Annotated in this window: 23 protein-coding genes; 7 read left to right on the top strand and 16 right to left on the bottom strand. The window is 70.1% G+C overall.

Going from position 1 to position 23331, the window contains the following annotated elements:
* The first annotated feature begins 7 nt into the window (after positions 1-7).
* Positions 8-880, top strand: a complete 873-nt coding sequence (locus tag H4W81_RS37920) for an HAD family hydrolase (RefSeq protein WP_192779202.1) — start codon at positions 8-10, stop codon at positions 878-880.
* Positions 881-1010: 130 nt separating this feature from the next.
* On the opposite strand, the gene H4W81_RS37915 is transcribed toward H4W81_RS37920, so the two are convergent.
* From H4W81_RS37915 to H4W81_RS37850, 14 genes are all read right to left on the bottom strand, one after another.
* Positions 1011-1973: an alpha/beta fold hydrolase gene (locus H4W81_RS37915; RefSeq protein ID WP_192779201.1), complete on the bottom strand. Its 963-nt coding sequence runs from the start codon at positions 1971-1973 to the stop codon at positions 1011-1013.
* 26 nt (positions 1974-1999) lie between these two features.
* Entirely contained in the window at positions 2000-3043 is a 1044-nt protein-coding gene (locus H4W81_RS37910) for an LCP family protein (RefSeq protein WP_192779200.1), read from the bottom strand.
* 2 nt (positions 3044-3045) lie between these two features.
* Positions 3046-3627 carry an RNA polymerase sigma factor gene (locus H4W81_RS37905; protein ID WP_225958989.1) on the bottom strand — a complete coding sequence of 194 codons (582 nt, stop codon included), beginning with the start codon at positions 3625-3627 and terminating at the stop codon, positions 3046-3048.
* Positions 3628-3802: 175 nt separating this feature from the next.
* Positions 3803-4666 (bottom strand): lysophospholipid acyltransferase family protein, encoded by an 864-nt coding sequence (locus H4W81_RS37900; RefSeq protein WP_192781282.1) that lies wholly within the window; start codon positions 4664-4666, stop codon positions 3803-3805.
* Between the two features lie 23 nt (positions 4667-4689).
* On the bottom strand, positions 4690-5670 hold the full coding sequence (locus H4W81_RS37895; protein ID WP_192779199.1) for an NAD-dependent epimerase/dehydratase family protein: 981 nt from the start codon (positions 5668-5670) through the stop codon (positions 4690-4692).
* Positions 5671-5690: 20 nt separating this feature from the next.
* Positions 5691-5789, bottom strand: coding sequence for a 30S ribosomal protein bS22 (locus H4W81_RS37890; protein WP_018654693.1), 99 nt, complete (start codon positions 5787-5789; stop codon positions 5691-5693).
* Positions 5790-6010: 221 nt separating this feature from the next.
* On the bottom strand, positions 6011-6214 hold the full coding sequence (locus H4W81_RS37885) for a helix-turn-helix domain-containing protein (protein ID WP_026214222.1): 204 nt from the start codon (positions 6212-6214) through the stop codon (positions 6011-6013).
* 312 nt (positions 6215-6526) lie between these two features.
* Complete coding sequence (locus H4W81_RS37880) at positions 6527-7309, bottom strand: phosphatase (protein ID WP_192779198.1); 783 nt, start codon at positions 7307-7309, stop codon at positions 6527-6529.
* Positions 7310-7658: 349 nt separating this feature from the next.
* Positions 7659-8822 (bottom strand): acetoin utilization protein AcuC, encoded by a 1164-nt coding sequence (locus H4W81_RS37875; RefSeq protein WP_192779197.1) that lies wholly within the window; start codon positions 8820-8822, stop codon positions 7659-7661.
* 198 nt (positions 8823-9020) lie between these two features.
* Positions 9021-10205: an ABC transporter permease gene (locus H4W81_RS37870; protein WP_192779196.1), complete on the bottom strand. Its 1185-nt coding sequence runs from the start codon at positions 10203-10205 to the stop codon at positions 9021-9023.
* Positions 10202-10975, bottom strand: coding sequence for an ABC transporter ATP-binding protein (locus H4W81_RS37865; protein WP_192779195.1), 774 nt, complete (start codon positions 10973-10975; stop codon positions 10202-10204). Before H4W81_RS37865 ends, H4W81_RS37870 begins: the two co-directional genes overlap by 4 nt.
* The gene (locus H4W81_RS37860) at positions 10972-12321 is read right to left on the bottom strand and encodes an efflux RND transporter periplasmic adaptor subunit (RefSeq protein WP_192779194.1); all 1350 of its coding nucleotides are present in this window, start codon (positions 12319-12321) and stop codon (positions 10972-10974) included. The genes H4W81_RS37865 and H4W81_RS37860 overlap by 4 nt, the downstream gene beginning before the upstream one ends.
* A 290-nt stretch (positions 12322-12611) precedes the next feature.
* Positions 12612-13406 carry a pyrroline-5-carboxylate reductase gene (proC, locus tag H4W81_RS37855; RefSeq protein WP_192779193.1) on the bottom strand — a complete coding sequence of 265 codons (795 nt, stop codon included), beginning with the start codon at positions 13404-13406 and terminating at the stop codon, positions 12612-12614.
* A gap of 55 nt (positions 13407-13461) precedes the next feature.
* Positions 13462-14349: a proline dehydrogenase family protein gene (locus H4W81_RS37850; protein ID WP_192779192.1), complete on the bottom strand. Its 888-nt coding sequence runs from the start codon at positions 14347-14349 to the stop codon at positions 13462-13464.
* An 81-nt stretch (positions 14350-14430) separates the two neighbouring features.
* Between H4W81_RS37850 and H4W81_RS37845 the strand changes: the two genes are divergently transcribed.
* Positions 14431-14889, top strand: coding sequence for a hypothetical protein (locus H4W81_RS37845; protein WP_192779191.1), 459 nt, complete (start codon positions 14431-14433; stop codon positions 14887-14889).
* Here the strand turns inward: H4W81_RS37845 and H4W81_RS37840 are convergent.
* Positions 14886-16013, bottom strand: coding sequence for a CU044_5270 family protein (locus H4W81_RS37840; RefSeq protein WP_192779190.1), 1128 nt, complete (start codon positions 16011-16013; stop codon positions 14886-14888). The two genes, H4W81_RS37845 and H4W81_RS37840, sit on opposite strands and share 4 nt — an antisense overlap.
* Positions 16006-16542 carry an RNA polymerase sigma factor gene (locus H4W81_RS37835; protein ID WP_192779189.1) on the bottom strand — a complete coding sequence of 179 codons (537 nt, stop codon included), beginning with the start codon at positions 16540-16542 and terminating at the stop codon, positions 16006-16008. Before H4W81_RS37835 ends, H4W81_RS37840 begins: the two co-directional genes overlap by 8 nt.
* Positions 16543-16710: 168 nt before the next feature.
* On the opposite strand from H4W81_RS37835, the gene dnaK reads away from it, so the two are divergent.
* The 5 genes from dnaK to clpB are packed head-to-tail and all read left to right on the top strand — an operon-like array spanning position 16711 to position 23310.
* Positions 16711-18579 (top strand): molecular chaperone DnaK, encoded by a 1869-nt coding sequence (gene dnaK, locus H4W81_RS37830; protein ID WP_192779188.1) that lies wholly within the window; start codon positions 16711-16713, stop codon positions 18577-18579.
* Positions 18580-18581: 2 nt separating this feature from the next.
* Positions 18582-19166, top strand: a complete 585-nt coding sequence (gene grpE / locus H4W81_RS37825) for a nucleotide exchange factor GrpE (protein WP_192779187.1) — start codon at positions 18582-18584, stop codon at positions 19164-19166.
* A gap of 26 nt (positions 19167-19192) precedes the next feature.
* Positions 19193-20374: a molecular chaperone DnaJ gene (dnaJ, locus tag H4W81_RS37820; RefSeq protein WP_192779186.1), complete on the top strand. Its 1182-nt coding sequence runs from the start codon at positions 19193-19195 to the stop codon at positions 20372-20374.
* Positions 20375-20378: 4 nt separating this feature from the next.
* Positions 20379-20729, top strand: a complete 351-nt coding sequence (locus H4W81_RS37815) for a heat shock protein transcriptional repressor HspR (protein WP_192779185.1) — start codon at positions 20379-20381, stop codon at positions 20727-20729.
* Between the two features lie 4 nt (positions 20730-20733).
* Positions 20734-23310 carry an ATP-dependent chaperone ClpB gene (gene clpB / locus H4W81_RS37810; protein ID WP_192779184.1) on the top strand — a complete coding sequence of 859 codons (2577 nt, stop codon included), beginning with the start codon at positions 20734-20736 and terminating at the stop codon, positions 23308-23310.
* Positions 23311-23331 lie beyond the last annotated feature (21 nt).

Genomic DNA, 23331 nt, shown 5'->3' with positions numbered 1-23331 from the left:
TGGGGCTATGAGGCGGCTACTTCGACGGCAACGCGCGACCGAGGCGGAGATCGCCGGAGAGGTGGCGGCAGCCGCCGCCGTGGCCACGCTCCCCGCCGAGCCCGACCTCCAGGCCGCCGCCTTCTTCGACGTGGACAACACGATGATGCGTGGCGCCTCCATCTACCACTTCGCCAGGGGTCTGGCCACGCGTGGCATGTTCACCTCCTCCGACCTGCTGAAGTTCGCGGTCGGCCAGGCGGTCTTCCGGCTGCGCGGCAACGAGAACCCCGAGCACATCGCGGTGGCGAGGGAGACGGCGCTCGCCTTCGTCGCGGGCAGCAAGGTCGAGGACGTCGTACGGCTCGGCGAGGAGATCTACGACGAGGAGATGTCCGACCGCATCTGGTCGGGCACCCGCGCCCTCGCCCAGTCGCACCTCGACGCCGGGCAGCGCGTCTGGCTGGTCACCGCGACCCCCGTCGAGCTGGCCAGGGTCATCGCGCAGCGGCTCGGCCTGACCGGCGCGCTCGGCACGGTCGCCGAGTCGCGTGACGGGGTCTACACCGGCAGCCTGGTCGGCGACCTGCTGCACGGTCCCGCCAAGGCCGAGGCCGTACGAGCGCTGGCTCGGCGCGAGGGCCTCGACCTGACCCGCTGCACCGCCTACAGCGACTCGGCGAACGACCTGCCGATGCTCTCGCTCGTGGGGCACGCGGTGGCCATCAATCCCGACTCGGAGCTGCGGGAGCACGCGAAGAAGCACGGCTGGCCGATCCGCGACTACCGCACGGGGCGCAAGGCCACGCTGACCGCGCTGCCGATCGCGGCGGGGCTGGGCGCGGTGGCGGGCGGCATCGCGGCGGGCATCGCGCTCCGCCGCCACTACCGCTCCACCTGAGCCCGGCCTTCGACCCGTCCCTTTCCCGGCCCGTCGCTGTCCTGAGGGTGGTGGCACTCTCCATGGCGCGCCAGGTGAGGCACCTCGACCGGAGGCGACCGGAGCCGTGCCGCCGCGCACGGGGAGATCCTCAGCTTTCTGGCCGACACCGTTCCAGCAGGGCGGACAGTTCGGCGCCGACCACCGAGGGACGTTCGAGCGCCAGCATGTGCCCGGCTCCCGGCACCACGACCAGCCGGGCGGAGGGCAGCGCCTCGGCGATCCTGTGGCTGTGGACCAGCGGGGTGAGGCGGTCGTGCGCGCCGACCATCACCAGCGTCGGCACCTCGCTGAGCGCGGACAGCGCCGCCAGCTTGTCGTGGGCGACCATGCCGTGGAAGAAGCCCGCCATCACCGCGGCGGGCGTGGCCGCGACCATGCGGTTGACGAAGCGGAGGTGCTCCGCCCGAGGGCCGAAGGCCATGTACCGGGTGAGGGGCAGCGTGGTGACCGGGGTGATCAGCGGGTCCCTGAGCGCGCTCATGACGCGCGGGGTCACCCTCGGCGCGAGCCGGCCGAACACGCCCGGCAGGCCGAACGTGCTCTCGCCCAGCCGTCCCGACGACGTGCTGACGAGGGCCGCGCCGACGATGCGTGAGCCGAACAGCTCGGGGTGGGCCGCGGCCAGACCCATCACCGTCATCCCGCCCATCGAGTGGCCGACCACCACCACCGGCAGCTCGGACGGCACGACGGCGGAGATCACCGTGTGCAGGTCCTCGCCTAGCTGCTCGATCGTGCAGCAGTCGGGCGGGCCGGCGGTGGAGTCGCCGTGGCCGCGCTGGTCGTAGGAGACCAGCATGGCCCGGCCCGCCAGCGCCTCACGCTGGAAGTGCCACGAGTGCCTGTTGAGCACCCAGCCGTGGGCGAACACCACGGCGTACGACGGTGACTCCGGCGAGTCGACCTCCACCGCCAGCCGTACGCCGTCGGGGGTGGTGACGGTGAGGACCCGTCCGCGCAGCGGCTGGGGCACCGAGCCCCTCCGCGCGCGGGCCGCAGCCCCGATGGCCACACCTGCCAGCACCCCCGCGGCGACCTTCCACGCTCTCATGCCGCCGACGATAACCCTTGCTGGACTCAGCGTCCAATAGGCTGGTCGTGGGCGATCTTCTTGAACAGCCGGGCGGCATCCGGCTGCTTCCACTCGATCCGGTTGGGATCGCGCCGGCTCGTGATCCAGGGAACGGTGTGGAAGGAGACCTCGGCCTCCGCCATGCCCCTCGCGATGTCGGACATCTCCTTCACCCCCAGCCCCTCATCGGTGACGGCCGCCTTGCTCGCCGCCTCGATGAACGCGCCGATTCTGGTGGGGTCGCTCCTGACCTCCCTGATGAGGGAGGCGAGCAGGTCCTGCTGGCGCTTGATGCGCTGCAGGTCGCTGCCGTCGCCGTAGGCGCGCAGCCGGAAGTAGCCGAGCGCCTGCTCCCCGTTGAGCTCGCTCACTCCGGCGGGAAGCTTCAACTTCGACTTGCGGTCGTCGATCGGCCTGGGCACCTCCACGCGGACGGTCCCGACCGCGTCGACCATCTCCTTGAACCCGGAGAAGTCGACCTCGACGGCGTGGTCGACCCTGACCTTCGTCACGCTCTCCACGGCCGCCCACGCGCACCTGAGCCCGCCGTTGGCGAGGGCGGCGTTGAGCATTCCGTGCATGGCCGGGGTCTGCTCGCAGGCGGGCAGGTCCACCATGGAGTCGCGGGGCAGGTTCACCGCCGCGGCCCACTTCCCGTCGGCCGACAGGTGCAGCAGGATCATCGTGTCCGCCCTGGCGCCCCGCTCCTGCTTGGCGTCGAGCGGGCCGTACTTGGCGTTGCCCTCGCCCCTGCGGGTGTCGGAGCCGATGAGCAGCACGTTGAGCGCCTGGTTCGCCTTGTACGGGCGGGCCCCCGCGGGCCCGGGCACCGTACTGCCCGCCAGCGGCTGCTGGCCGCCGATCAGCACCATCGGCACGGCCACCGCGGCCGCGGTCGCCGCGGCGGCCAGCCCCAGCACCGGCCAGCCGCTCAGCCTGAACCTGCGGCGCGGCGACTCCCTGTAGCGGTCGCGCTGGCGCACCAGCGACGCGGGCGGCTCGTGCTCCAGCTCCTGCCCGAGGTCGCGGAGCATCCTCAGATCGTCCATGGTCACTCCTCCTCGTTCATCGGGTTGGTGTCGCCGAGCGCCGCGCGGACCTTCCTGCGGGCCCTGTTCAGCCGGGAGCGCACGGTCCCGACGGGAATGGACAGCGCCAGGGCGACCTCCTCGTACGACAGGTCGCCCCACGCGATCAGCAGCAGCACGTCCCTGTCCCTGGCGGGCAGCGCGGCGAGAGCGGTGGCCAGCTGCGGTCGGGCGGCCCGCGCCGTCATCCCCGTCACCACCCGGTCCACGTGCGACTCGGTCACGCCGTCGTGCGGGGCGCGCTGCAGTGCCCGGTAGCGGGCCGCCTCGCTGCGATGGTGGCGCGACAGGAGCTTGGTGACGATCCCGAACAGCCACGGCCTCGCGTCCGTGTAGGACGGGTCGTACTTCTTCCGCTTCGCGAACGCGATCAGGAACGTCTCCCCGACCAGGTCCTCGGCCGGTTCGGGACCGAGGCGCTTGGAGACGTAGCGGTACAGCATGCCCGAGTAGCGGTCGAACAGCTCGGCGAACTGCTCGGGGTCGGTCAGGGAACTTCGGATCAGCTCGTCGTCCCTGATCCTGACGTGAGTCGGCGCGGTCAACAGGCCGCCCCCTTCAAAGGAATCAACGTGGTCCCCGACATCTCTCCCTCAGCAGGAGTTCGGGTTCACGCCGCGCCGTACGGCACGCCGCGCCGTACGGCTCGACGGAATCAACGTGGTCCCCGACATCTCTCCCTCAGCGGGGGTTCGGGTTCACGCCGGGCCGTACGGCTGGTCAGAAGAAGGCGTGACCGCGGCGTAGGCGAAGGGCCGTGAGCAGCTGCTGGACGACCTCGCGCACGTGGTCGGTGAGCTCGAAGACGAGCATCGGGTCGTCGGCCGCCGAGGCGTCGTAGCTGTCGGTGCGGATCGGCTCGCCGAACTCGATCATCCACTTGGACGGCAGCGGCACCAGGCCGAGCGGCCCGAACCACGGGAAGAACGGCGTGATCGGCAGGTACGGCAGGCCGAGGACGCGCGCCAGGTGACGCAGGTCGCCGATCTTCGGGTAGATCTCCTCCGCCCCGACGATGGCCGTGGGCACGATGGGCACGCCCGCGCGGATGGCCGAGGCGACGAAGCCGCCCCTGCCGAAGCGCTGCAGCTGGTATCGCTCCGAGAACGGCTTGCCGACGCCCTTGAAACCCTCGGGGAAGACCCCGACGAGCTCACCCTTGCGCAGCAGGCGGTCGGCGTCCTCGCGGCAGGCCAGCGTGTGACCCGTCTTGCGCGACAGGTGGCCGAGGACCGGCAGCTGGTAGACCAGGTCTGCGCCGAGCAGGCGCAGTGCGCGTCGCGCCTCGTCGTGCACGGCGACCTGCATCATCAGCGCGTCGACGGGAAGCGTGCCCGAGTGGTTGGCGACGATCAGGGCGCCGCTGTCGTCCGGGATGTTGCCGAGGCCGAGGGTCTCGACGCGGAACCAGTGCCGGTAGAGGGGCCTGATCAGCTCGAGCAGGACCTTGTCGGTGAGCTCGGCGTCGTAGCCGAACTCGTCCACCTCGTACTCGCCCGCGATGCGGCGGCGGACGAAGGCCAGCAGCTCGGCGAGGGAGTCTTCGGGCGCGGTGTAGGACGGCGCCTCGGTGATGGGAATCACCCGGCGCTCTTCTCCGGGAACGCTCACGTCCTGACACCTTTCCTGGAACGCAGGAAGTCGTCGAAGGCCGCCGCGGTGGTGAACTTGGGCCGCCACCCCAGCTCGGCGAAGAGCTTGGAGCAGTCGACCGCCCTGCCGTGGCGCAGCAGGCGCAGCTGCTCGGGTGAGAAGTCGACCAGGCCGGCGCTCCTGACCACCTCTCCGAGCAGCCGGAAGGCAGGCGAGATGAGCGGGACGGCCAGCGTCCCCGCTCGGCGGGCGCACTGCGACAGCAGGAGCACGCCCTCCCCGGCCACGTTGAACGTGCCGGGGTGGTCGTCCAGCGCCATCCGCCGCAGCACCTCCACCGCGTCGTCCTCGTGGACGTACTGCAGCCGGGGGTCGAAACCGAACACCGTCGGCAGGACGGGCTGGGTGAAGTAGCGCGTCAGCGGCGAGTCGACGCCGGGGCCCATGAAGTTGGCGAAGCGCAGCATCGACACCGTCAGGTCGGGACGACGGCGCGCGAAGCCCCGGACATAGCCTTCGACCTCGACCGCGTCCTTGGCATAGCCGTGGGACGGGCTGTCGTGAGGTTCGACGTCCTCGGTGAACACCGCCGGATCCTTGGGCGACGAACCGTAGACCGCGGTGGTGGAACGAACCACCACGCGACGCACGGTCGCCGACCGCTGGCAGGCACCGAGCAACTGCATGGTGCCTATCACGTTGTGCTCCTTCATGGAGGCCCTGCCACCGCCCCGCGAGGGGGCGCTGACGAGACTCATGTGCACAACGATGTCGATGTCCGCAGCCGCGATCACCTGAGCGATGTCGGGGCTGCGTAGATCCACCCGGACGAACTCCGTCCGGCCGAGGGAGATGCCGCCTTCTCGCGTGAGAGAGGAGGGCGGCACGGTGTCCACTCCGATGACGCGGCTGATGTCCGGGTCTGCCGCGAGAACGCTCGCCACCCGGGCGCCGATGTGGCGCGAGACCCCGGTGACAAGCACGGTGTGGGTCATCGGCGCCTCACAGACTGCGTCTACTTCTTGTTACGCCGCTGGATGCGGGTCTTCTTCAGCAGCTTGCGGTGCTTCTTCTTGGCCATCCGCTTGCGGCGCTTTTTGATGACAGAGCCCACGGGACCCCCAGGTTACTGATAGCAAGGCTGAACCGATGTGCGAGCGCACACCGGGTCAACAGACTACCGGCGATCCACGGTAGATCGCCCCCTGGGGGTGACCCGCGCCAGCATTCGCGATGTGACCACCGATCACACCGCTACCTCGAATGGACCTGCGGCCGGCCCGCCCGCCTGGATGGCAGGCGCACGTCTCACCGCAGGAGGACCGGCATCAGGGCTTATCCAGCCTCGATGTAGGCCTCCCTCAGGTAGTCGTGCACCGCCTGCTCGGGCACTCGGAACGACCGGCCGACTCGGATGGCCGGCAACTCGCCCGAGTGCACCAGTCGGTACACCGTCATCTTGGACACCCGCATGACCGTGGCCACTTCCGCCACGGTCAGGAACTTCACCTCGCTGAGAGGTCTTTCGCCTGCACCCATCGGACGCCTCTTCCGCACGTGTTTCCGGGTTATCCCCACTGGTGCCATTGCTCACGCACGTGTACTGCCGTCAGCGTAAGTCGGGACTCCGAGTGCGCAAACCCCCTATTTTCTCAGTTATCGGAGCCACCTGTCAGCCGAACCAGCAAACTGGCTGGCCAGCAGCCGGGCAGCATCCCTCGCCTGGACGTTGGAACCGTCCAACTTCGTACACATAAGAGTCGCCCAGCCCCCGCCAAAAGTTGGCAAAGGGACGACGAGCCTCTTGGAATGCAGGCGCGAAAAGACGGTATAGGGAGGGCCGAATTCGACTCAAAGGGCACGTGAGACACGTGTGACGAGTCGCTCCGTCAACGGTGCGTAATAGCGTGGTAGCACGTTGTCATCGAGAGGAACCACGACATCGATCTTCCCTTCGGCCTCGCCGAGGAAGAGGGCAGGGTCGTTGCTGTCGGCGAATCCGACGGTCGCGATGCCCGCCTCGCCGGCCGCGCCGGCCCAGCCGTGGTCGGCGACGACGAGGTCAGGCCGGATGTCGCCGAGCTCGGCCAGCATCGCCTCCATGGGCGCCGAGTCATGGGTGTGGACGAAGCCGCCCCTGTCGTCGAGCATCGCGACGTCGCCGAGATAGCGGATCTTGCGCTTCCTGCCGAAACCCGCGCCCCAGTAGGCCCAGTCCTCGGCGGGGGTCAGAAGCGTCGCTCCCCTTGCCGCCACCGCGGCCGCCAGAGGCAGGTGGACGGCGAGCAGCCCGGTCGGGTGGCCCGTGGCGAAGAGGATCCGGGGCGAGGGCTTGGCCAGCGCTGAGGCGATCCTGTCGGCCATGAGGTCGAGCGCGTCGATCGTCCGGTCGGGATCGATGGTGTCCTGACCCTCGCGGTGCCCCGGATCGGCGACGACGCCCGCCGATTTGGCCATCTGGGCGAGGACGTCGCGGTAGGTCCAGTTCTGGAGGCTGGTCAGGCCGAAGAGGAAGTAGGGATCGCGGTTGGCGACCGACCGGTAGTGATCGAGGTTGTTCTCGCGACTGGTCGCGACATCTCCGGCGATGCGCGTGCGGATCAGGTGCTCGCGGAGTTCGTCGCGGCTCAGCACTTGCCTCTCCTTCTCACTCCCCGGAGCCTACGCGCTCCTTGAATGGTCCAAACCACCTCTCATACTGCGAAATTCCGGAATCTTCCTCCTGGGGCTCCCACACCGCCGCCCCTCCTCACGGCAGTCGCGCGCAGGCCCCGCGCCGTCCCTGTCCCGGCCAAGCGGATCGGCATGTCCGCGCGGACCCGCTACGAACAGGTGGCTTCCTTTCCGTCAGAAAGGAAAAGCGGCCGCCGATTTCGCTTTCTCGGCGACCACGAAACGGCCCTGAGGGAAGATCGGGAGGGCGCGCGGACGAACCAGAGGTGCGACGCTCTGAACACACCGGCTCTGACCACACGGGCTCTGGCTACGGCAGCGGGTCCAGGCCGTGCGAGGGGAACACCGCGTTCCTGGTCGCCATGATCGCTCGGTCGATGGGGTCCGCGGGGTCGTAGCCGCCCGACAGGTCACGGATCTCGGGTATGCGCCCGTCGGTCATCGTGAGCGGCGGCGCCTCTCCCGTGCGCTCGCGCACCAGCGCCCGCCAGGCGGGGCCGGTCGGCGTGGAAGGGTCGATCGGGTGGCCGGACACCTCCGCGATGAGGTGCGTCCACGCCCTGGGAACCACCTGCACGAGCTCGTAGCCGCCACCCCCGGTGGCGACCCACCTTCCGCCCGCCGTCTCGTGGGCGAGGCGGTGCAGGGCCTCGTAGGCGGTGCGCTGGCCGTCGAGGCTGAGCATGAGGTGGGCCAGCGGGTCGAGCGCGTGGCTGTCGCAGCCGTGCTGGGTGACCAGGATGTCCGGCTGGAACTCCCGCAGCAGCGGGGGCACGACCGCGTCGAAGGCACGCAGCCAGCCCTCGTCGCCGCAGCCCGCGGGCAGCGCCACGTTCACCGCGCTGCCGTCCGCGCCGGTCTCCTTCGGCCATCCCGTGCCGGGGAACAGCGTGCGGGGGCTCTCGTGGAGGCTGATCGTCAGCACGCGCGGATCGTCGTAGAAGAGGGCCTGGACGCCGTCGCCGTGATGGACGTCCACGTCCACGTAGGCGATCTTCGAGGCGCCCTGGGCCAGCAGCCAGGCGATCGCCACGGCGGGGTCGTTGTAGACGCAGAAACCGCTGGCCATGTTGGCCATGGCGTGGTGCAGGCCGCCCGCGACGTTGACGGCGTGCTCGGCCGTACCTTCCCAGACCGTGCGGGCGGCGGCCAGCGACGCCCCCGCGATCAGTGCGGAGGCCTCGTGGACGCCGGCGAAGGCGGGGTTGTCGGGGGTGCCGAGCCCCGCAGCCAGATCGGGCCTGCCGTGGGCGGAGACGCGTTTGACCGCCTCGATGTAGTCGCGCTTGTGGACGAGGGCCAGCTCGTCGTCGGTGGCGGGCACGCAGCCGACCACCTCGGTCCGGTCGAGGACGCCCAGCTCGCGCGCGAGCGCCATGGTCAGCTCGACCCTGACGGGAGCGAGTGGATGTCCTGGACCGAAGTCATAGGCAGTGAGGGCGTCGTCCCAGACGACTCGCACCGACTCGCTCATGCGCCGACGTTACCGCAGCGCCGGTAACCGGGGCGAAATACCCACACCTCCCCGCTTTTGGAAGCCCACACCCTCGCGTCCACAACCACACCCCCGCGCAAAGTCGTCCCTCCAAAGACCGCAGCCCCGTGCAGACCAGTCGTCGTCCAAAGGACCGCAACCCCGCGGGAACCTCTTCGCCCCACGGAGCGGTCTGGACTACTCCGCGCGCAGGGCGACGACCGGGTCGAGGCGGCCGGCTCTGCGGGCGGGGGCGACACCGAAGAAGACGCCGACGGCCACCGAGACCCCGAAGGCCAGCGCGATCGACCACCAGGTGATCGCGGCGGGCACCGGGGTGACGGCCTGGATGGCCAGCGCGCCGCCGACGCCCAGCAGGATGCCGAGGAGGCCGCCGATGGTGGTCAGCAGCACGGCCTCGATGAGGAACTGGGTCAGCACGTCCCGCTGGCGGGCGCCGAGCGCCTTGCGCAGGCCGATCTCCCTGGTCCGCTCCCGCACGCTGACGAGCATGATGTTGGAGACGCCGACCCCGCCGACCAGCAGCGAGATGCCCGCGATGGCGGCGAGCACGCCGGTGAGCATGCCGAGCACGCTGCCGATCGTGCCGAGCAGCTGGGTCTGGGTGACGGCGGAGAAGCGCTCGCCCGGGTAGCGCTCGCCCAGCGCGGCGACCACCCTCTGCTGGAGCGGCTCGATCTCGTCCGGGCCCGAGGCGCCCACCGCGATGCCGTTGATCTTGTCCGCGCCGATCAGCCGCTGGGCGGTGGTGACGGGGACGTGGATCTCCTTGTCGCGGGCCACCCCGAAGGTCGCGCCGACCGTCGTGTAGACGCCGACCACGCGGAAGCGGGCGCCCGAGACGGTGATCTGCCTGCCGACCGGATCGACGTCGCCGAACAGCTCGTCGGCCACCTCGGCGCCGAGCACCGCGACCCTGCGGCGGGTGTCGACATCGGTCTCGGTCAGGTAGCGGCCTCGGTCGAGCGGGCGCTGGAAGATGTTGGGCAGGTTCTCGTCGGTGCCGACGATCGTGACGAACGCCTCGGTCCTGCCCACGCGCACGGTCTCGCCGGACTGGACCGAGACGGTGACCTTGGCGGGGTCGCCGACCACACGCCGGACGAACGCGGCGTCGGACAGGTTCATCCTGCTCTGTGTGGGGGCGGCGCCCACGCTGAGCTGGCCTGGGACGACCAGGATGATGTTGCTGCCGAGGCCGGAGATCTCACGTTCGATGGCGTTCTTCGCACCCGAGCCAATCGCCACCAGGATGACGACGGCCAGGACGCCGATGATCACGCCGAGCATGGTGAGCGTGCTGCGCAGGCGGTTGACCCGCAGGGCCTCCAGCGCCATGAAGAACGCCTCACGCCCCCTCACCTGAGCTCACCCTCATCCGGGCCACGAGGATCCACAGGACCTACCTCAGAACCCCCAGCCTCCCCGGAACGCCCGCCACCATCTCCCAGTGCGGTGTCGAGTTCGATCAGCCCGTCGCGCACGTGGATCTGGCGGCGGGCGTGGGCGGCGACCTCCGGCTCATGGGTGACCAGGACGATCGCCACCCCGCTCTCGGCGTTCAACCTGTCGAGGATGGCCATCACCTCGTCGCCGTTGCGCGTGTCCAGGTTCCCCGTCGGCTCGTCGGCCAGCAGCACGGACGGCTCGCCCACCAGCGCCCTGGCGATCGCCACCCGCTGCTGCTCCCCGCCCGACATCTGCGAAGGCCGGTGGTCGAGCCGGTGTCCGAGCCCGACCGCCTCCAGCGCCCTGCGAGCCCTGGCCCGCCGCTCGGCCTTGCCCGTCCCCCGGTACACCAGCGGCAGCGCCACGTTGTCCAGCGCCGACGTACGGCCCAGCAGGTGGAACGACTGGAAGACGAAGCCGATCGTCCTGTTGCGCAGCTCGGCGAGGGAGGTGTCGGACAGTCCCGACATCTCCACCCCGTTGACCCGCAGCGCTCCCGACGTCGGCCGGTCGAGGCAGCCGAGCAGGTGCATCAACGTCGACTTGCCGGAGCCCGACGGCCCGATGATCGCCACGAACTCGCCCGGTTCGATCCGCAGGCTCACCCCGCGCAGCGCCTCGACCGACAGGCCTTCGAGCTGGTAGGAGCGCTTGAGGTCGACCGCCTCCAGGGCCGTGTTCATGACAGCCGCTGGCCCTGCCGTACGGCGTCGGCGCCCTTGACCACGACGCGCTCGCCCACCGTCAGCCCGCTCACCACCTCGACCATGACCTCGCCCTGGGCGCCCAGCTTGACCACGCGGCGCTGGGCCGTACCGTCCGCCGAGACCCAGACCACGCTCTCGCGCCCGCTGGAGACGACCGCGGAGGCCGGCACCGCGACGGCGTCGGGCGCCTCGCGGACGGTGAGCCTGGTGACCGCGCTCATGCCGGGCTTGGGAGTGGGCGCCGTGGAGCCGTCGTCGAAGCGGCCGGAGCCGAGCGAGAGCTGCACCGGATAGCTGACGCCGCCGGTGCTGGCCTGCATGGGCTGGACGCCGACGCCGGTCACCCTGGCGGTGTAGGTCGCGCCGGGCACCGCGTCGAGCTCGACCTCCGCGCGGGTCTCCGGCTTGACCAGCAGCACGTCGGTCTCGTCGACGTCCGCGGAGAGGGTCAGCCTGGACACGTCGGTCACGGTCACGATCGCGTCGCCGGCGGAGACGGGCACGCCGGTCGCCACCGGCGCGCCGCCGCCGGAGGATCCGCCGGAGGGTACGGCCGGCAGCTGCGCGCCCGAGGCGCCGGGGAGCTGCCCGAGCAGTCCGCTCAGCCCGCTGGGCGCGCCGCCGCCCGACGGACGGCCGAGCGTGACGACGCCGCCGAAGGGCGCCTTGATGGTGAGCCCCTTCACCGTCGTCTCCGCCGCCTTGACCGCCGCCCTGGCCTGCGTGCGGGAGGCCGCCTGCAGCGACGACATGGACGAGGTGAGCCCGCTGGTCAGCTGGCTGGTGAAGCCGCTGATCGTGCGGTTGAGCGAGGCGGTGATCTGGGAGAGCGCCTGCTTCTGCGCCCGGTGCTGGGTCTCGGCCAGCGAGATCGCCGACAGCAGTTGCCTGCGCGCGGCCGCGTCCTTGACCTTGCGCGCCTCGGCCCTCGCGCGGGCGAAGTGCGTGAGCACCTTGCGGTCGAAGGCGCTGGTGTCGAAGGCGGCCACGCTGAGCCGCGGCGCGGCGGGCGCGGCGGCGGGCCTGGCCGCCCTGCGCGCCTGGCTCAGCTGGTCGACCGCCTGCGGGGAGCGGATCCTGGCGAGGATCTGGCCCTTGGCCACCCTGTCGCCCTCGCGGACGTAGAGCTTGCCGACGGTGCCCTGGGCGGGCGCGCGCAGGGTCGCCGTGGCCCTGGCGCCGATCGTGGCAGGCGCCTCGACGACCTCGGTGACCGGGGCGCGCTTCACCTCGGCCAGTTGGAAGGCGGGCGGTTCGTCGGCCGTGCAGCCGGTCACCGCTAACAGGACGAGCAGCGGGGCCAGCCCGCGACGAACCGTCACCCGCTTAGGGTAAAGGCAGGGTCAGGCGACCCCCCGACGAACCCCTCTCACCGCCGGTACGGCCGGCAACACCGCGCACCCGCACATCCAGGTGCGGGAGCGGAACGCGTGCCAGCCCTCCTTCAGCTGCGCAGCATGGGCTCGCCGACCTCCGGTGATCTTCACCCGCATGAGCAGCAGGCAGAGCGTGCTGACGGCGAAGCTGCCCGCCGCGTCCAGCGCGAAGACGGTGCCGACGCCCGCCAGGCCGATTAAGGAGAGTTTCCTAATAGCGGGTCCCTTTGGCGGGCTCAGCCCGAGGCGAGCTCACGACCACGGTCGCGGGCGGCCTCGATGGCGGCGAGGAAGGCCGCGCGCACGCTGTGCCGCTCCAGCTCGGCGATCGCCGCGATCGTCGTGCCGCCGGGCGACGTCACCGCCTCGCGGAGGATCACCGGATGCTCACCGGAGTCGCGCAGCATGATCGCCGCGCCCACGATCGACTGTGTGACCATGTCGAGCGCGGCCGCGCGCGGCATGCCGAGCAGGATGCCCGCGTCCACCATCGCCTCGACGAGGTAGAAGAAGTACGCGGGGCCGCTGCCCGACAGCGCCGTGGCGGCGTCCTGCTGCGACTCGGGGATCCGCAGCACCTTGCCCACCGGGCGCAGGAGGTTCTCGGTGAACTGGAGGTGCTCCTCGCCGGCGTGCGCGCCGGCGGAGATGACGCTCATCGCCTCGTCGAACCTGATCGGCGTGTTCGACATGACCCTGACCACCGGCACGTCCGCGCCGAGCCGCTGCTCGACGAAGGCGGTCGTGATGCCGGCCGCCGCGGAGATGACCAGGCGGTCGGCGGGCACGTAGGGGGCGATCTCGGCCAGCAGGGCCGCCATGTCCTGCGGCTTCACCGCGAGGATCAGCGTGTCGGCGGTCTTGGCCGCCTCGGAGTTGGACACCGTCCGCACGCCGTAGGTCTCTCGCAGCGCCTGGGCCCGCTCGTCCCTGCGCACGGTGGCCAGGATGTCGCCCGGCTTGAACCCGGCCCGCAGCAGTCCCGACAGCAGGGCCTCGCCCATCTTGCCGGTCCCCAGAATCGCAATCATGCGGGAAGCCTACCCAGCCTGCGGAAACCGCGGTCCGGTGGTCGGCGTCCGGAGGTCAGCCGCGTGAAAGCAGGGAGCGGACGAAGAAGGCGAGGTTGGCGGGGCGTTCGGCCAGGCGGCGCATGAGGTAGGCGTACCAGTCGTCGCCGTAGGGCACGTACACCCTCATCCTGGAGCCGAGCCCGGCCAGGCGCTCCTGCTCGGCGGGGCGCACGCCGTACAGCATCTGGTACTCGAAGGCGGTGGAGTCGCGCCCGTGCAGCACCGCCAGCGCGGAGGCGATCTCGATCAGGCGCGGGTCGTGCGTGGCGACCATCGGGTAGCCGGTGCCCTCCATGAGCACCTTGAGGCAGCGGACGTAGCTGCGGTCGATCTCCTTCGGCGAGGTGTGGGACAGCGCCTCCGGCGCGTTGTAGGCGCCCTTGCACAGCCGCACCCTGGAGCCGTCGAGCCTCTTGCAGCGCTCTATGGCCTCGCGCAGGTAGGCCTGCACGACCACGCCGACGTCGGCGTGTTCCTTGCGGAGCGTCGAGTGGATCGACAGCTGGGCCTCGACGGTGTCGTACTCCTCGGCGTCGAGGGTGACCGTGAGACCTTTGCTCGCCGCCACCTCGCAGACCGACGCGGCGTTGTCGAGAGCCATCTGCTCCGACAGGCGCAGGCCGAGCGCGGTCAGCTTGACCGAGAGGTCGCCCCCTTCGGGCAGGCCGTCGAGCATCGCGAGGCAGGCGCGCACCTCGTGGTCGGCCTGGGTCCGGTCCGCGACCTCCTCACCCAGGTGGTCGACCGTGACGAGCAGGCCCCTGCCGGTGAGGTCGCGCACCACGGCGCCGACGTCGTCGGCCACGTAGCGCTTGACCACCTGCCTCGTCAGGCGGAAGGAGGAGACCAGGCGCTCGGCGCGGGCGCTTCGAGAGGCGGCGAGAAGGACGTGACGCAGCACATATCCAGCCTAGACCGCCGATCGCCGCACATCACCAAACCTCGCCGTGAACCCGCCCGTCCCGGGATCCGTCTTAGGGATATGCGTAGAACAGCCCTGCTGGCCGGATGTCTGATGCTGACCGTGAGCTGTGGCGCGGCCGCAACCGGTGCCGCGAGCCACTCCGCCCCCCATCGACCCGTCACCGCCCAGCCGGTGATCACCACGCCCTCGCAGTCCCCGACCCCGCCCCCCAAGGTGGTCAAGCCGGTCGGCGACACCGTCAACACCCGCAAGGTGCGCTTCGCCAGTGCCAAGCCCGTCGACAGGGGCCGCAAGGTCAAGCTGGTCTGGTGGTCGGGCGTCGAGCCGTGCACCGTGCTCGACAGGGTGAAGGTGAAGGAGACCTCCAGAACCGTCACCATCACCCTGTACGAGGGCACGGCCGCGAAGGCCAAGGACGTCGCCTGCATCATGCTCGCCGTCCAGAAGACCACGACGGTCAAGCTGAAGGCCCCGATCGGCAAGCGAAAGATCGTCGACGGCGCCAAGCCGCGTTAGGAGGTCTTCTTGCAGCCCCGGGGCTCCTCGGGGCGCAGGTCGGTCCACTGCGCGATCTCCATCGCCTCGTAGCCTGCGATCCGTCCCGTGGGGTCGACGTCGAGGTCGGCGAGCGGCATCCCGGTCGTGAGGTCGAGGACGGTGCGGTTCTGGATCGGCGTCTCCTCCTTCCCCGACACCAGCACCGCGCCCTCCTCGTCGAACGACACGGAGAGCCCCGGCCGCCCCAGCGGGTCCACCGTCTCGCCGTGCACCTTGGTCTCGGGCAGGGTCGCGAGCAGCCGCAGCAGCGCCGCCCTGGTTCCCGGTTCGATCGGCAGCCAGAGCAGGCCCGACGCGGTGGGCAGGAACTCCTCGAAGCTCTGCTTGGATCCCTGGTCGTACCAGGTCTGGTGGTACGGCCTCAGCGCCTCGCGCAACCGCTCGGGGTCGTCGGGCAGCTTCCGGAGATCGTCGACGGTGAACTTGCCGACCCCCTCGTCGAACAGGTAACTGTCCTCGACCTTCCACATGTAGGAACAGTCCGACGGCACTTCGGTGACCCTGATCGGCTCGCAGTCGTCGTCTCCCTCGGCGCAGACCGGCCGCACCCTCTCCGGCGCGCCCGCCGCACGCCATGCCTGCTCGTCCTGCGGTGAGGCGGGTCTCACGAAGCGGGTCCAGTCCATGGTCAGGGCGTGGTCGGCCAGATCGCGGGGCTGCCACACCTCCATCGTGGACTGCGCCTCGAAGGTGTACGGGGGTTCCCCCGTGCTGAAGGATCCTCCGTTCACGGCCTTGGTGTGCCAGTAGGCCCCCGCCGTCGCCGGCTGCCTCGCCGCGCTGTCGGCGACCTGCAGCAGGAGGTCGATGCCCGTCGGACGCACTATGACGGGGGCGGCGACCGTGGTGAGGCTCGACACGAGCACGATGACGGCGGTGACGACCGTCGCCGTGGCCATGGCGGCCCCGACCGTCCATCCCCACGCCCACCGGCGCGCGGACCCGGCCTGCGGCGTCCGCCGCGGCCGCGCGCCCGAGGCGCCTGCCGCCATGACGACCCTCGACCTGGCACTGGCCGTCACCTCGGGCGACGGCGGCGGCGTGTCCGGCAGCGATTCCGAGAGCAGCCTGATCTCATCCATCGTGGTCCTCCAGGTCGCCGAGCGTCCTTCGCAACTGCTTGCGCGCCCTGTTCAACCGGGACGCGACGGTTCCGAAGGGGATGCCGAGGGCTTCTGCCACCTCCGCGTGGGTAAGGCCCGTCAGGGCGATCAGTAAGACCACGTCGCGGTCGCCGCGCTTGAGCCCGGCCAGCGCCCCCGCCAGCCTGCCGGTCAGCGCCCCCGCCGCGACGCGCGCGAGCGTCGCCTCCTCGTGGGCCTCCGCCCTCGGCTCCGCCGTACGGCTGAGCGCCTTCCATCGTCTGATCTCGGTACGGCGATGCCGCGAGACCAGATTGGTGGCGATGCCGTACAGCCAGGGTCTGATCTCGCCCCTGGACGGGTCGTAGCCGCCGCGGACGGCCACCAGGAACACCTCGGCGGCCAGATCGTCGGCGACGTCGGGGGAGAGTCTGCGGGCGATGTAGCGGTGCACCTCGGGGAAGTGCTCGTCGAAGATCTGTTCCATCCAGGTGGTCGCGTCCTGCGCGGTCGAAGGGGGAACTGTCATGGCACCACGCCTCGTTCGGGATCGTGAGTCACCCGTTTTTGCCCGGAAGCCGGGAATGCTTTCACGAGGATCCGGGTTGAGTCGAGTAGGCTCAACTCGTTTGACAAACCATCCGGCCGTTCATAGGTTGAGCCTTATCAGCTCAACTTTGACTACAAGGACGTACTCATGGCACGTGCGGTAGGTATCGACCTGGGGACGACCAACTCCGTCGTCTCGATCCTCGAGGGCGGTGAGCCCACTGTCATCGCGAACGCGCAGGGCTCCAGGACCACGCCGTCCGTGGTCGCCTTCGCGAAGAACGGCGAGGTCCTGGTGGGCGAGGTGGCCAAGCGCCAGGCCGTCACCAACGTGGACCGGACGATTCGCTCGGTCAAGCGCGAGATGGGCACCAACTGGTCCCAGGAGATCGACGGCAAGAAGTTCTCCCCGCAGCAGATCAGCGCGTTCGTCCTGCAGAAGCTCAAGCAGGACGCCGAGGCCTACCTGGGCGAGAAGATCACCGACGCCGTGATCACCGTCCCGGCCTACTTCAACGACTCCCAGCGCCAGGCCACCAAGGAGGCCGGCACGATCGCGGGCCTCAACGTGCTCCGCATCATCAACGAGCCGACCGCGGCGGCCCTCGCCTACGGCCTCGACAAGGACAAGGACCAGACCATCCTGGTCTTCGACCTCGGCGGCGGCACCTTCGACGTGTCCCTGCTCGACGTCGGCCAGGAGGACGGCCACGGCTTCGTCGAGGTGAAGGCGACCTCGGGCGACAACCACCTCGGTGGCGACGACTGGGACCAGCGCATCGTCGACGAGCTCGTCAAGCGCTTCCAGAACGCGCACGGCGTCGACCTGGCCAAGGACAAGATGGCTCTCCAGCGTCTGCGTGAGGCGGCGGAGAAGGCCAAGATCGAGCTGTCCAGCCAGTCCGAGACCAACATCAACCTGCCCTACATCACGGCCTCCTCCGAGGGCCCGCTGCACCTGGACGAGAAGCTCACCCGTTCGGAGTTCCAGCGCCTCACCGCCGACCTGCTCGAGCGGACCAAGGGCCCGTTCCACCAGGTCATCAAGGACGCCGGCATCAAGGTCGCCGACATCGCGCACGTCGTGCTCGTCGGTGGCTCGACCCGCATGCCCGCCGTCTCCGACCTGGTCAAGGAGCTGACCGGCGGCAAGGAGCCCAACAAGGGCGTCAACCCCGACGAGGTCGTCGCCATCGGCGCCGCCCTGCAGGCGGGTGTGCTCAAGGGTGAGGTCAAGGACGTCCTGCTGCTCGACGTGACCCCGCTGTCGCTGGGCATCGAGACCAAGGGCGGCATCTTCACCAAGATCATCGAGCGCAACACGACGATCCCGACCAAGCGCTCCGAGGTCTTCACCACGGCCGAGGACAACCAGCCGTCGGTGCAGATCCAGGTCTACCAGGGCGAGCGCGAGATCGCCTCGTACAACAAGAAGCTCGCCACGTTCGAGCTCACGGGCATCGCCCCGGCTCCGCGCGGCATCCCGCAGATCGAGGTCACCTTCGACATCGACGCCAACGGCATCGTCAACGTCTCCGCCAAGGACCTCGGCACCGGCAAGGAGCAGACGATGACGATCACCGGCGGCTCCGCGCTGCCGAAGGACGACATCGAGCGGATGATGCGCGAGGCCGAGTCGTACGCCGAGGAGGACAAGAAGCGCCGCGAGGAGGCGGAGGTCCGCAACAACGCCGACGGTCTCGCCTACCAGACGGAGAAGTTCCTCCGCGAGAACGACGACAAGGTTCCCGGCGAGATCAAGACCGAGGTGAACGACGCGCTCGCGGAGCTGAAGAAGGCTCTGGAGGGCACCGACACCGACACGATCCGCAACTCGGCCGAGAAGCTCGCCACCGTCAGCCAGAAGATGGGTTCGGCGATCTACGCTCAGACCCAGCAGGCGGGCGGCGCCGCTCCCGAGGGCGACCAGGCCACCGGGCAGGCCAAGGCCGACGGTGACGACGACGTCGTCGAGGCCGAGATCGTGGACGAAGACCAGCCCAAGAAGGACCAGTGACGATGTCTGACCCGCGCGATAACGGGCCCGAGACGGAGCCGGTGATCCGCGACAACCGCAAGATCGACCCGGAGACGGGTCAGGCGAGGCCCACCACGGAGGAGCAGCAGCCCACGGCCGCTCCCCCCGTGGCGGAGGGTGGTGACACTCAGCTGCTGGCCGAGCGCACCGCCGACCTCCAGCGCCTGCAGGCGGAGTACACCAACTACCGCAGGCGGGTCGAGCGGGACAGGGTCGCGGTCCGCGAGCAGGCCGTCGCAGGTGCCCTCGCCGAACTGCTGCCGGTTCTCGACGACATCGGCAGGGCCCGCGACCACGGCGAGCTGAACGGCGGTTTCGCCAAGGTCGCCGAGTCCCTGGAGGCCGCTGTCACCAAGCTGGGGCTGACCTCGTTCGGCCAGAAGGGCGAGCCCTTCGACCCGACCGTCCACGAGGCGCTGATGCACAGCTACTCCTCGGAGGTGACCGAGCCGACCGCCATCGAGGTGCTGCAGCTCGGTTACCGCATCGGCGATCGGGTGCTGCGTCCCGCACGGGTCGCGGTGGCCGAGCCCGAGGACGCCCCTGCCGCGTCTGACGAAGACTAAGAAACATCCCCCGAAAGGACGCATAGATGAGCACCAAGGACTACTTGGAAAAGGACTACTACGCCGTCCTTGGTGTGCCCAAGACCGCCACCGCCGACGAGATCAAGAAGGCCTACCGGAAGCTGGCCAGGCAGTACCACCCGGACGCGAATCCGGGTGACACCGCCAAGGAGGCCAGGTTCAAGGAGATCTCCGAGGCCAACGACGTGCTCTCCGACTCCAAGCGGCGCAAGGAGTACGACGAGGCGCGCACGCTGTTCGGCTCGGGCGTGGGCGCTCCGAGGCCGGGCGGTGGCGGCGGATTTCCTTTCGACTTCGGCGACCTGTTCGGCGGCACCGGCCAGCAGGGCGGGAGCGCGAGCGACCGCATCGGCGACCTCTTCGGGGGGCTGTTCAACAGGGGCGGCGGCGCGGGCACGCGCACCACGGGCACGACGACCAGGCCGCGGCGTGGCCAGGACATCGAGTCCGAGGTCACGCTGTCCTTCACCGAGGCCGTCGAGGGCCACACCGTCTCGCTCAGGCTGACCACGTCATCGGCGTGCAAGGCCTGTAGCGGCACGGGCGCCAAGGCCGGCACCACCCCGAGGGTCTGTCCCACGTGTGAGGGCACCGGAGCGGCCAGCCGCAACCTGGGCAACTTCGCCTTCTCCGAGCCGTGCCGCGACTGCAAGGGCCGCGGCCTCCTCGTCGACGACCCGTGCCCCGTCTGCGACGGCAGCGGCCGGGCCAAGAGCACCCGCACGATCCAGGCGCGCATCCCCGCGGGGGTGGCCGACGGCCAGCGGGTCAAGCTCAAGGGCAAGGGCGCGCCCGGCGAGAACGGCGGTCCCGCCGGAGACCTCTACATCCAGACCCACGTGAAGCCGCACGCGGTGTTCGGGCGGTCGGGCGACAACCTGACCGTCACCGTTCCCGTCACCTTCGCCGAGGCGGCGCTCGGCGCGGAGATCAAGGTCCCGGTGCTCAAGGGCCTGCCCGTCACTCTGCGCATTCCCGCGGGCACTCCCAACGGCCGCACCTTCAGGGTGCGCGGCAGGGGGGCCGCTCGCAAGGACGGCACCAAGGGCGACCTGCTCGCCACGATCGAGGTGCTCGTCCCCCAGCAGCTCGACGACAAGTCGCGCGAGCTGCTCACGGAGTTCCGCACCGCCACGGCGAGTGAGGACCCGAGGGCCGACCTCATCCAACGGGCCAGAAGCGAGTAGGCCGATGGACGCCAACTACTTCAACCTTTCCGACGAGACACCCGTCTATGTCATCTCGGTGGCCGCGCAGCTGTCCGGTCTGCACCCGCAGACCCTCAGGCAGTACGACCGTCTCGGGCTGGTGTGCCCGGGGCGTACGGCGGGGCGCGGCCGCCTCTACTCGATGCGAGACATCATCCAGCTGCGCGAGGTGCAGCGGCTCTCCCAGGAGGAGGGCATCAACCTCGCCGGCATCAAGCGGATCCTGGAGCTGGAGAACGAGGCGTTGCGGCTGCGTGAGGAGGTTCACCGCCTCAGGGCCGAGATGTCCATGGTCAGAGCTCTGATCCGCTACGAGCTGCCACCGGGGGCCTGAACACATGGACTACAAGCTCACCCAGAAGAGCCAGGAAGCGCTGTCGGTCGCGATGCGGCGGGCCGCCGCCGAGGGAAATCCCGAGATCGCGCCCGCGCACCTGCTCTCCGCTCTCCTCTCCCAGACGGGCGGCACCGCCGTCCCGCTGCTCGAAGCGGTCGGAGCCGACTGGAAGGCGCTGCGCGCGAAGGTGGAGACCACGCTGGCGGGGCTGCCGAAGGCGCAGGGCGCCACGGTGAGCGCGCCGTCCAGCTCGCGCCAGCTCCTCACGGTGATCAACACCGCGGCGCAGCGGGCCAAGCGACTCGAGGACGAGTACGTCTCGACCGAGCACCTGCTGGTGGGCCTGGCGACCGACGGCGGTGAGATGGCGAGCCTGCTGAAGGACGTGGGGGCCACGCCTCAGGCGCTGCTCGACGCGTTCGAGAAGGTACGGGGGCACGCCCGCGTCACCAGCGAGACGCCGGAGGACACCTACCAGGCGCTGGAGAAGTACGGCGTCGACCTGACCGAGCACGCCCGCAGCGGCAAGCTCGACCCCGTCATCGGGCGCGACTCCGAGATCAGGCGCGTGGTGCAGGTGCTGTCGCGCCGTACCAAGAACAACCCGGTGCTGATCGGCGAGCCCGGCGTGGGCAAGACCGCCGTCGTCGAGGGCCTGGCCCAGCGGATCGTGGCGGGTGACGTGCCCGAGTCGCTGCGCGAGAAGAAGCTGATCTCGCTCGACCTCAGCGCGATGGTCGCGGGCGCGAAGTACCGCGGCGAGTTCGAGGAGCGGCTCAAGGCCGTACTCTCCGAGATCAAGGAGAGCAACGGGCAGATCATCACCTTCATCGACGAGCTGCACACCATGGTCGGCGCGGGCGCCGCCGAGGGCGCCATGGACGCGGGCAACATGCTCAAGCCCATGCTGGCCCGCGGCGAGCTGCGCATGATCGGCGCGACCACGCTCGACGAGTACCGCGAGCGCATCGAGAAGGACCCCGCCCTGGAGCGGCGCTTCCAGCAGGTCTTCGTGGGCGAGCCCACGGTCGAGGACACGATCGCGATCCTGCGCGGGCTGAAGGGCCGCTACGAGGCCCACCACCAGGTGCAGATCGCCGACAGCGCGCTGGTCGCCGCCGCCGCCCTCTCCGACCGCTACATCACCAGCCGCTTCCTCCCCGACAAGGCCATCGACCTGGTCGACGAGGCCGCCTCGCGGCTGCGCATGGAGATCGACTCGCGTCCCGTCGAGATCGACCAGCTCCAGCGCAACGTCGACAGGATGAAGATGGAGGAGCTGGCGCTGGCCAAGGAGACCGACGAGGCCTCCGTCCAGCGGCTCGAGCGCCTGCGCGCCGAGCTCGCAGACCGGCAGGAGGAGCTCAACGCCCTCGTGGCCAGGTGGCAGAAGGAGAAGGCGGGCCTCAACAGGGTCGGTGACCTGAAGAAGCAGCTCGACGAGGCGCGCGGTGCCGCCGAGCGCTTCCAGCGCGACGGCAACTACGCCGAGGCGTCCAGGCTGCTCTACGACGAGGTGCCGCGCCTGGAGAAGGAGCTCGAGGCCGCCGCCAAGGAGACCCCCGAGCAGCAGATGGTCAAGGAGGAGGTCGGCCCCGACGACATCGCCGAGGTCATCTCCTCCTGGACGGGCATCCCGGCGGGGCGCCTCCTCGAGGCCGAGACCGCCAAGCTGCTGCGCATGGAGGAGGAGCTGGGCAGGCGCCTCATCGGGCAGCGTCCGGCCGTCCAGGCCGTCTCCGACGCCGTACGGCGCAGCCGCGCCGGCATCTCCGACCCCGACCGGCCGACCGGCAGCTTCCTGTTCCTGGGCCCGACGGGTGTCGGCAAGACCGAGCTGGCCAAGGCGCTGGCGGAGTTCCTCTTCGACGACGAACGGGCCATGACCCGCATCGACATGTCCGAGTACTCCGAGAAGCACAGCGTCGCCCGCCTGGTCGGCGCGCCTCCCGGCTATGTCGGCTACGAGGAGGGCGGCCAGCTCACCGAGGCCGTACGGCGCCGCCCCTACACCGTCGTGCTGCTCGACGAGGTCGAGAAGGCGCACCCCGAGGTCTTCGACATCCTGCTCCAGGTGCTCGACGACGGCCGGCTGACCGACGGGCAGGGCCGTACGGTCGACTTCCGCAACACGATCCTGATCCTCACCTCCAACATCGGCTCGCAGTACCTCGTCGATCCGAAGCTGGAGAACGGCGCCAAGCGCGACGCGGTGATGGGGGCGGTGCGGTCGTCGTTCAAGCCCGAGTTCCTCAACAGGCTCGACGACGTCATCCTCTTCGACGCGCTCGGCTCGGAGGAGCTGACCAAGATCGTCGACCTCCAGGTCGACCGCCTGGCGCAGCGGCTCGCCGACCGGCGGCTGTCGCTCGACGTCACCCCCGCCGCGCGCGACTGGCTGGCGATCACCGGCTACGACCCGGTGTACGGCGCCCGCCCGCTGCGCCGCCTGGTGCAGTCGGCCATCGGCGACCAGCTCGCCAAGGCGGTGCTGTCGGGCGAGGTGGTCGACGGCGACACCGTCCTGGTCGACCTGGTCGACGGCGACGACAAACTGACGGTCGCCCGCGCCGCCTGACCCCTTCCGGAGCCCCGGACC

Source organism: Nonomuraea africana (assembly GCF_014873535.1).
Taxonomy (GTDB): domain Bacteria; phylum Actinomycetota; class Actinomycetes; order Streptosporangiales; family Streptosporangiaceae; genus Nonomuraea; species Nonomuraea africana.
Note: the sequence above shows the minus strand (reverse complement) of the source record. Positions and strands in the feature narration are given on the sequence as shown.

Bases quoted from the DNA above. Each gene is read 5' to 3' on its own strand.
- H4W81_RS37920 (WP_192779202.1), top strand. From the start codon at position 8: ATGAGGCGGCTACTTCGACGGCAACGCGCGACCGAGGCGGAGATCGCC.
- H4W81_RS37915 (WP_192779201.1), bottom strand. From the start codon at position 1,973: ATGAGAGCGTGGAAGGTCGCCGCGGGGGTGCTGGCAGGTGTGGCCATC.
- H4W81_RS37910 (WP_192779200.1), bottom strand. From the start codon at position 3,043: ATGGACGATCTGAGGATGCTCCGCGACCTCGGGCAGGAGCTGGAGCAC.
- H4W81_RS37895 (WP_192779199.1), bottom strand. From the start codon at position 5,670: ATGACCCACACCGTGCTTGTCACCGGGGTCTCGCGCCACATCGGCGCC.
- H4W81_RS37885 (WP_026214222.1), bottom strand. From the start codon at position 6,214: ATGGGTGCAGGCGAAAGACCTCTCAGCGAGGTGAAGTTCCTGACCGTG.
- H4W81_RS37875 (WP_192779197.1), bottom strand. From the start codon at position 8,822: ATGAGCGAGTCGGTGCGAGTCGTCTGGGACGACGCCCTCACTGCCTAT.
- H4W81_RS37865 (WP_192779195.1), bottom strand. From the start codon at position 10,975: ATGAACACGGCCCTGGAGGCGGTCGACCTCAAGCGCTCCTACCAGCTC.
- proC (WP_192779193.1), bottom strand. From the start codon at position 13,406: ATGATTGCGATTCTGGGGACCGGCAAGATGGGCGAGGCCCTGCTGTCG.
- H4W81_RS37845 (WP_192779191.1), top strand. From the start codon at position 14,431: ATGCGTAGAACAGCCCTGCTGGCCGGATGTCTGATGCTGACCGTGAGC.
- H4W81_RS37840 (WP_192779190.1), bottom strand. From the start codon at position 16,013: ATGGATGAGATCAGGCTGCTCTCGGAATCGCTGCCGGACACGCCGCCG.
- H4W81_RS37835 (WP_192779189.1), bottom strand. From the start codon at position 16,542: ATGACAGTTCCCCCTTCGACCGCGCAGGACGCGACCACCTGGATGGAA.
- dnaK (WP_192779188.1), top strand. From the start codon at position 16,711: ATGGCACGTGCGGTAGGTATCGACCTGGGGACGACCAACTCCGTCGTC.
- grpE (WP_192779187.1), top strand. From the start codon at position 18,582: ATGTCTGACCCGCGCGATAACGGGCCCGAGACGGAGCCGGTGATCCGC.
- dnaJ (WP_192779186.1), top strand. From the start codon at position 19,193: ATGAGCACCAAGGACTACTTGGAAAAGGACTACTACGCCGTCCTTGGT.
- H4W81_RS37815 (WP_192779185.1), top strand. From the start codon at position 20,379: ATGGACGCCAACTACTTCAACCTTTCCGACGAGACACCCGTCTATGTC.
- clpB (WP_192779184.1), top strand. From the start codon at position 20,734: ATGGACTACAAGCTCACCCAGAAGAGCCAGGAAGCGCTGTCGGTCGCG.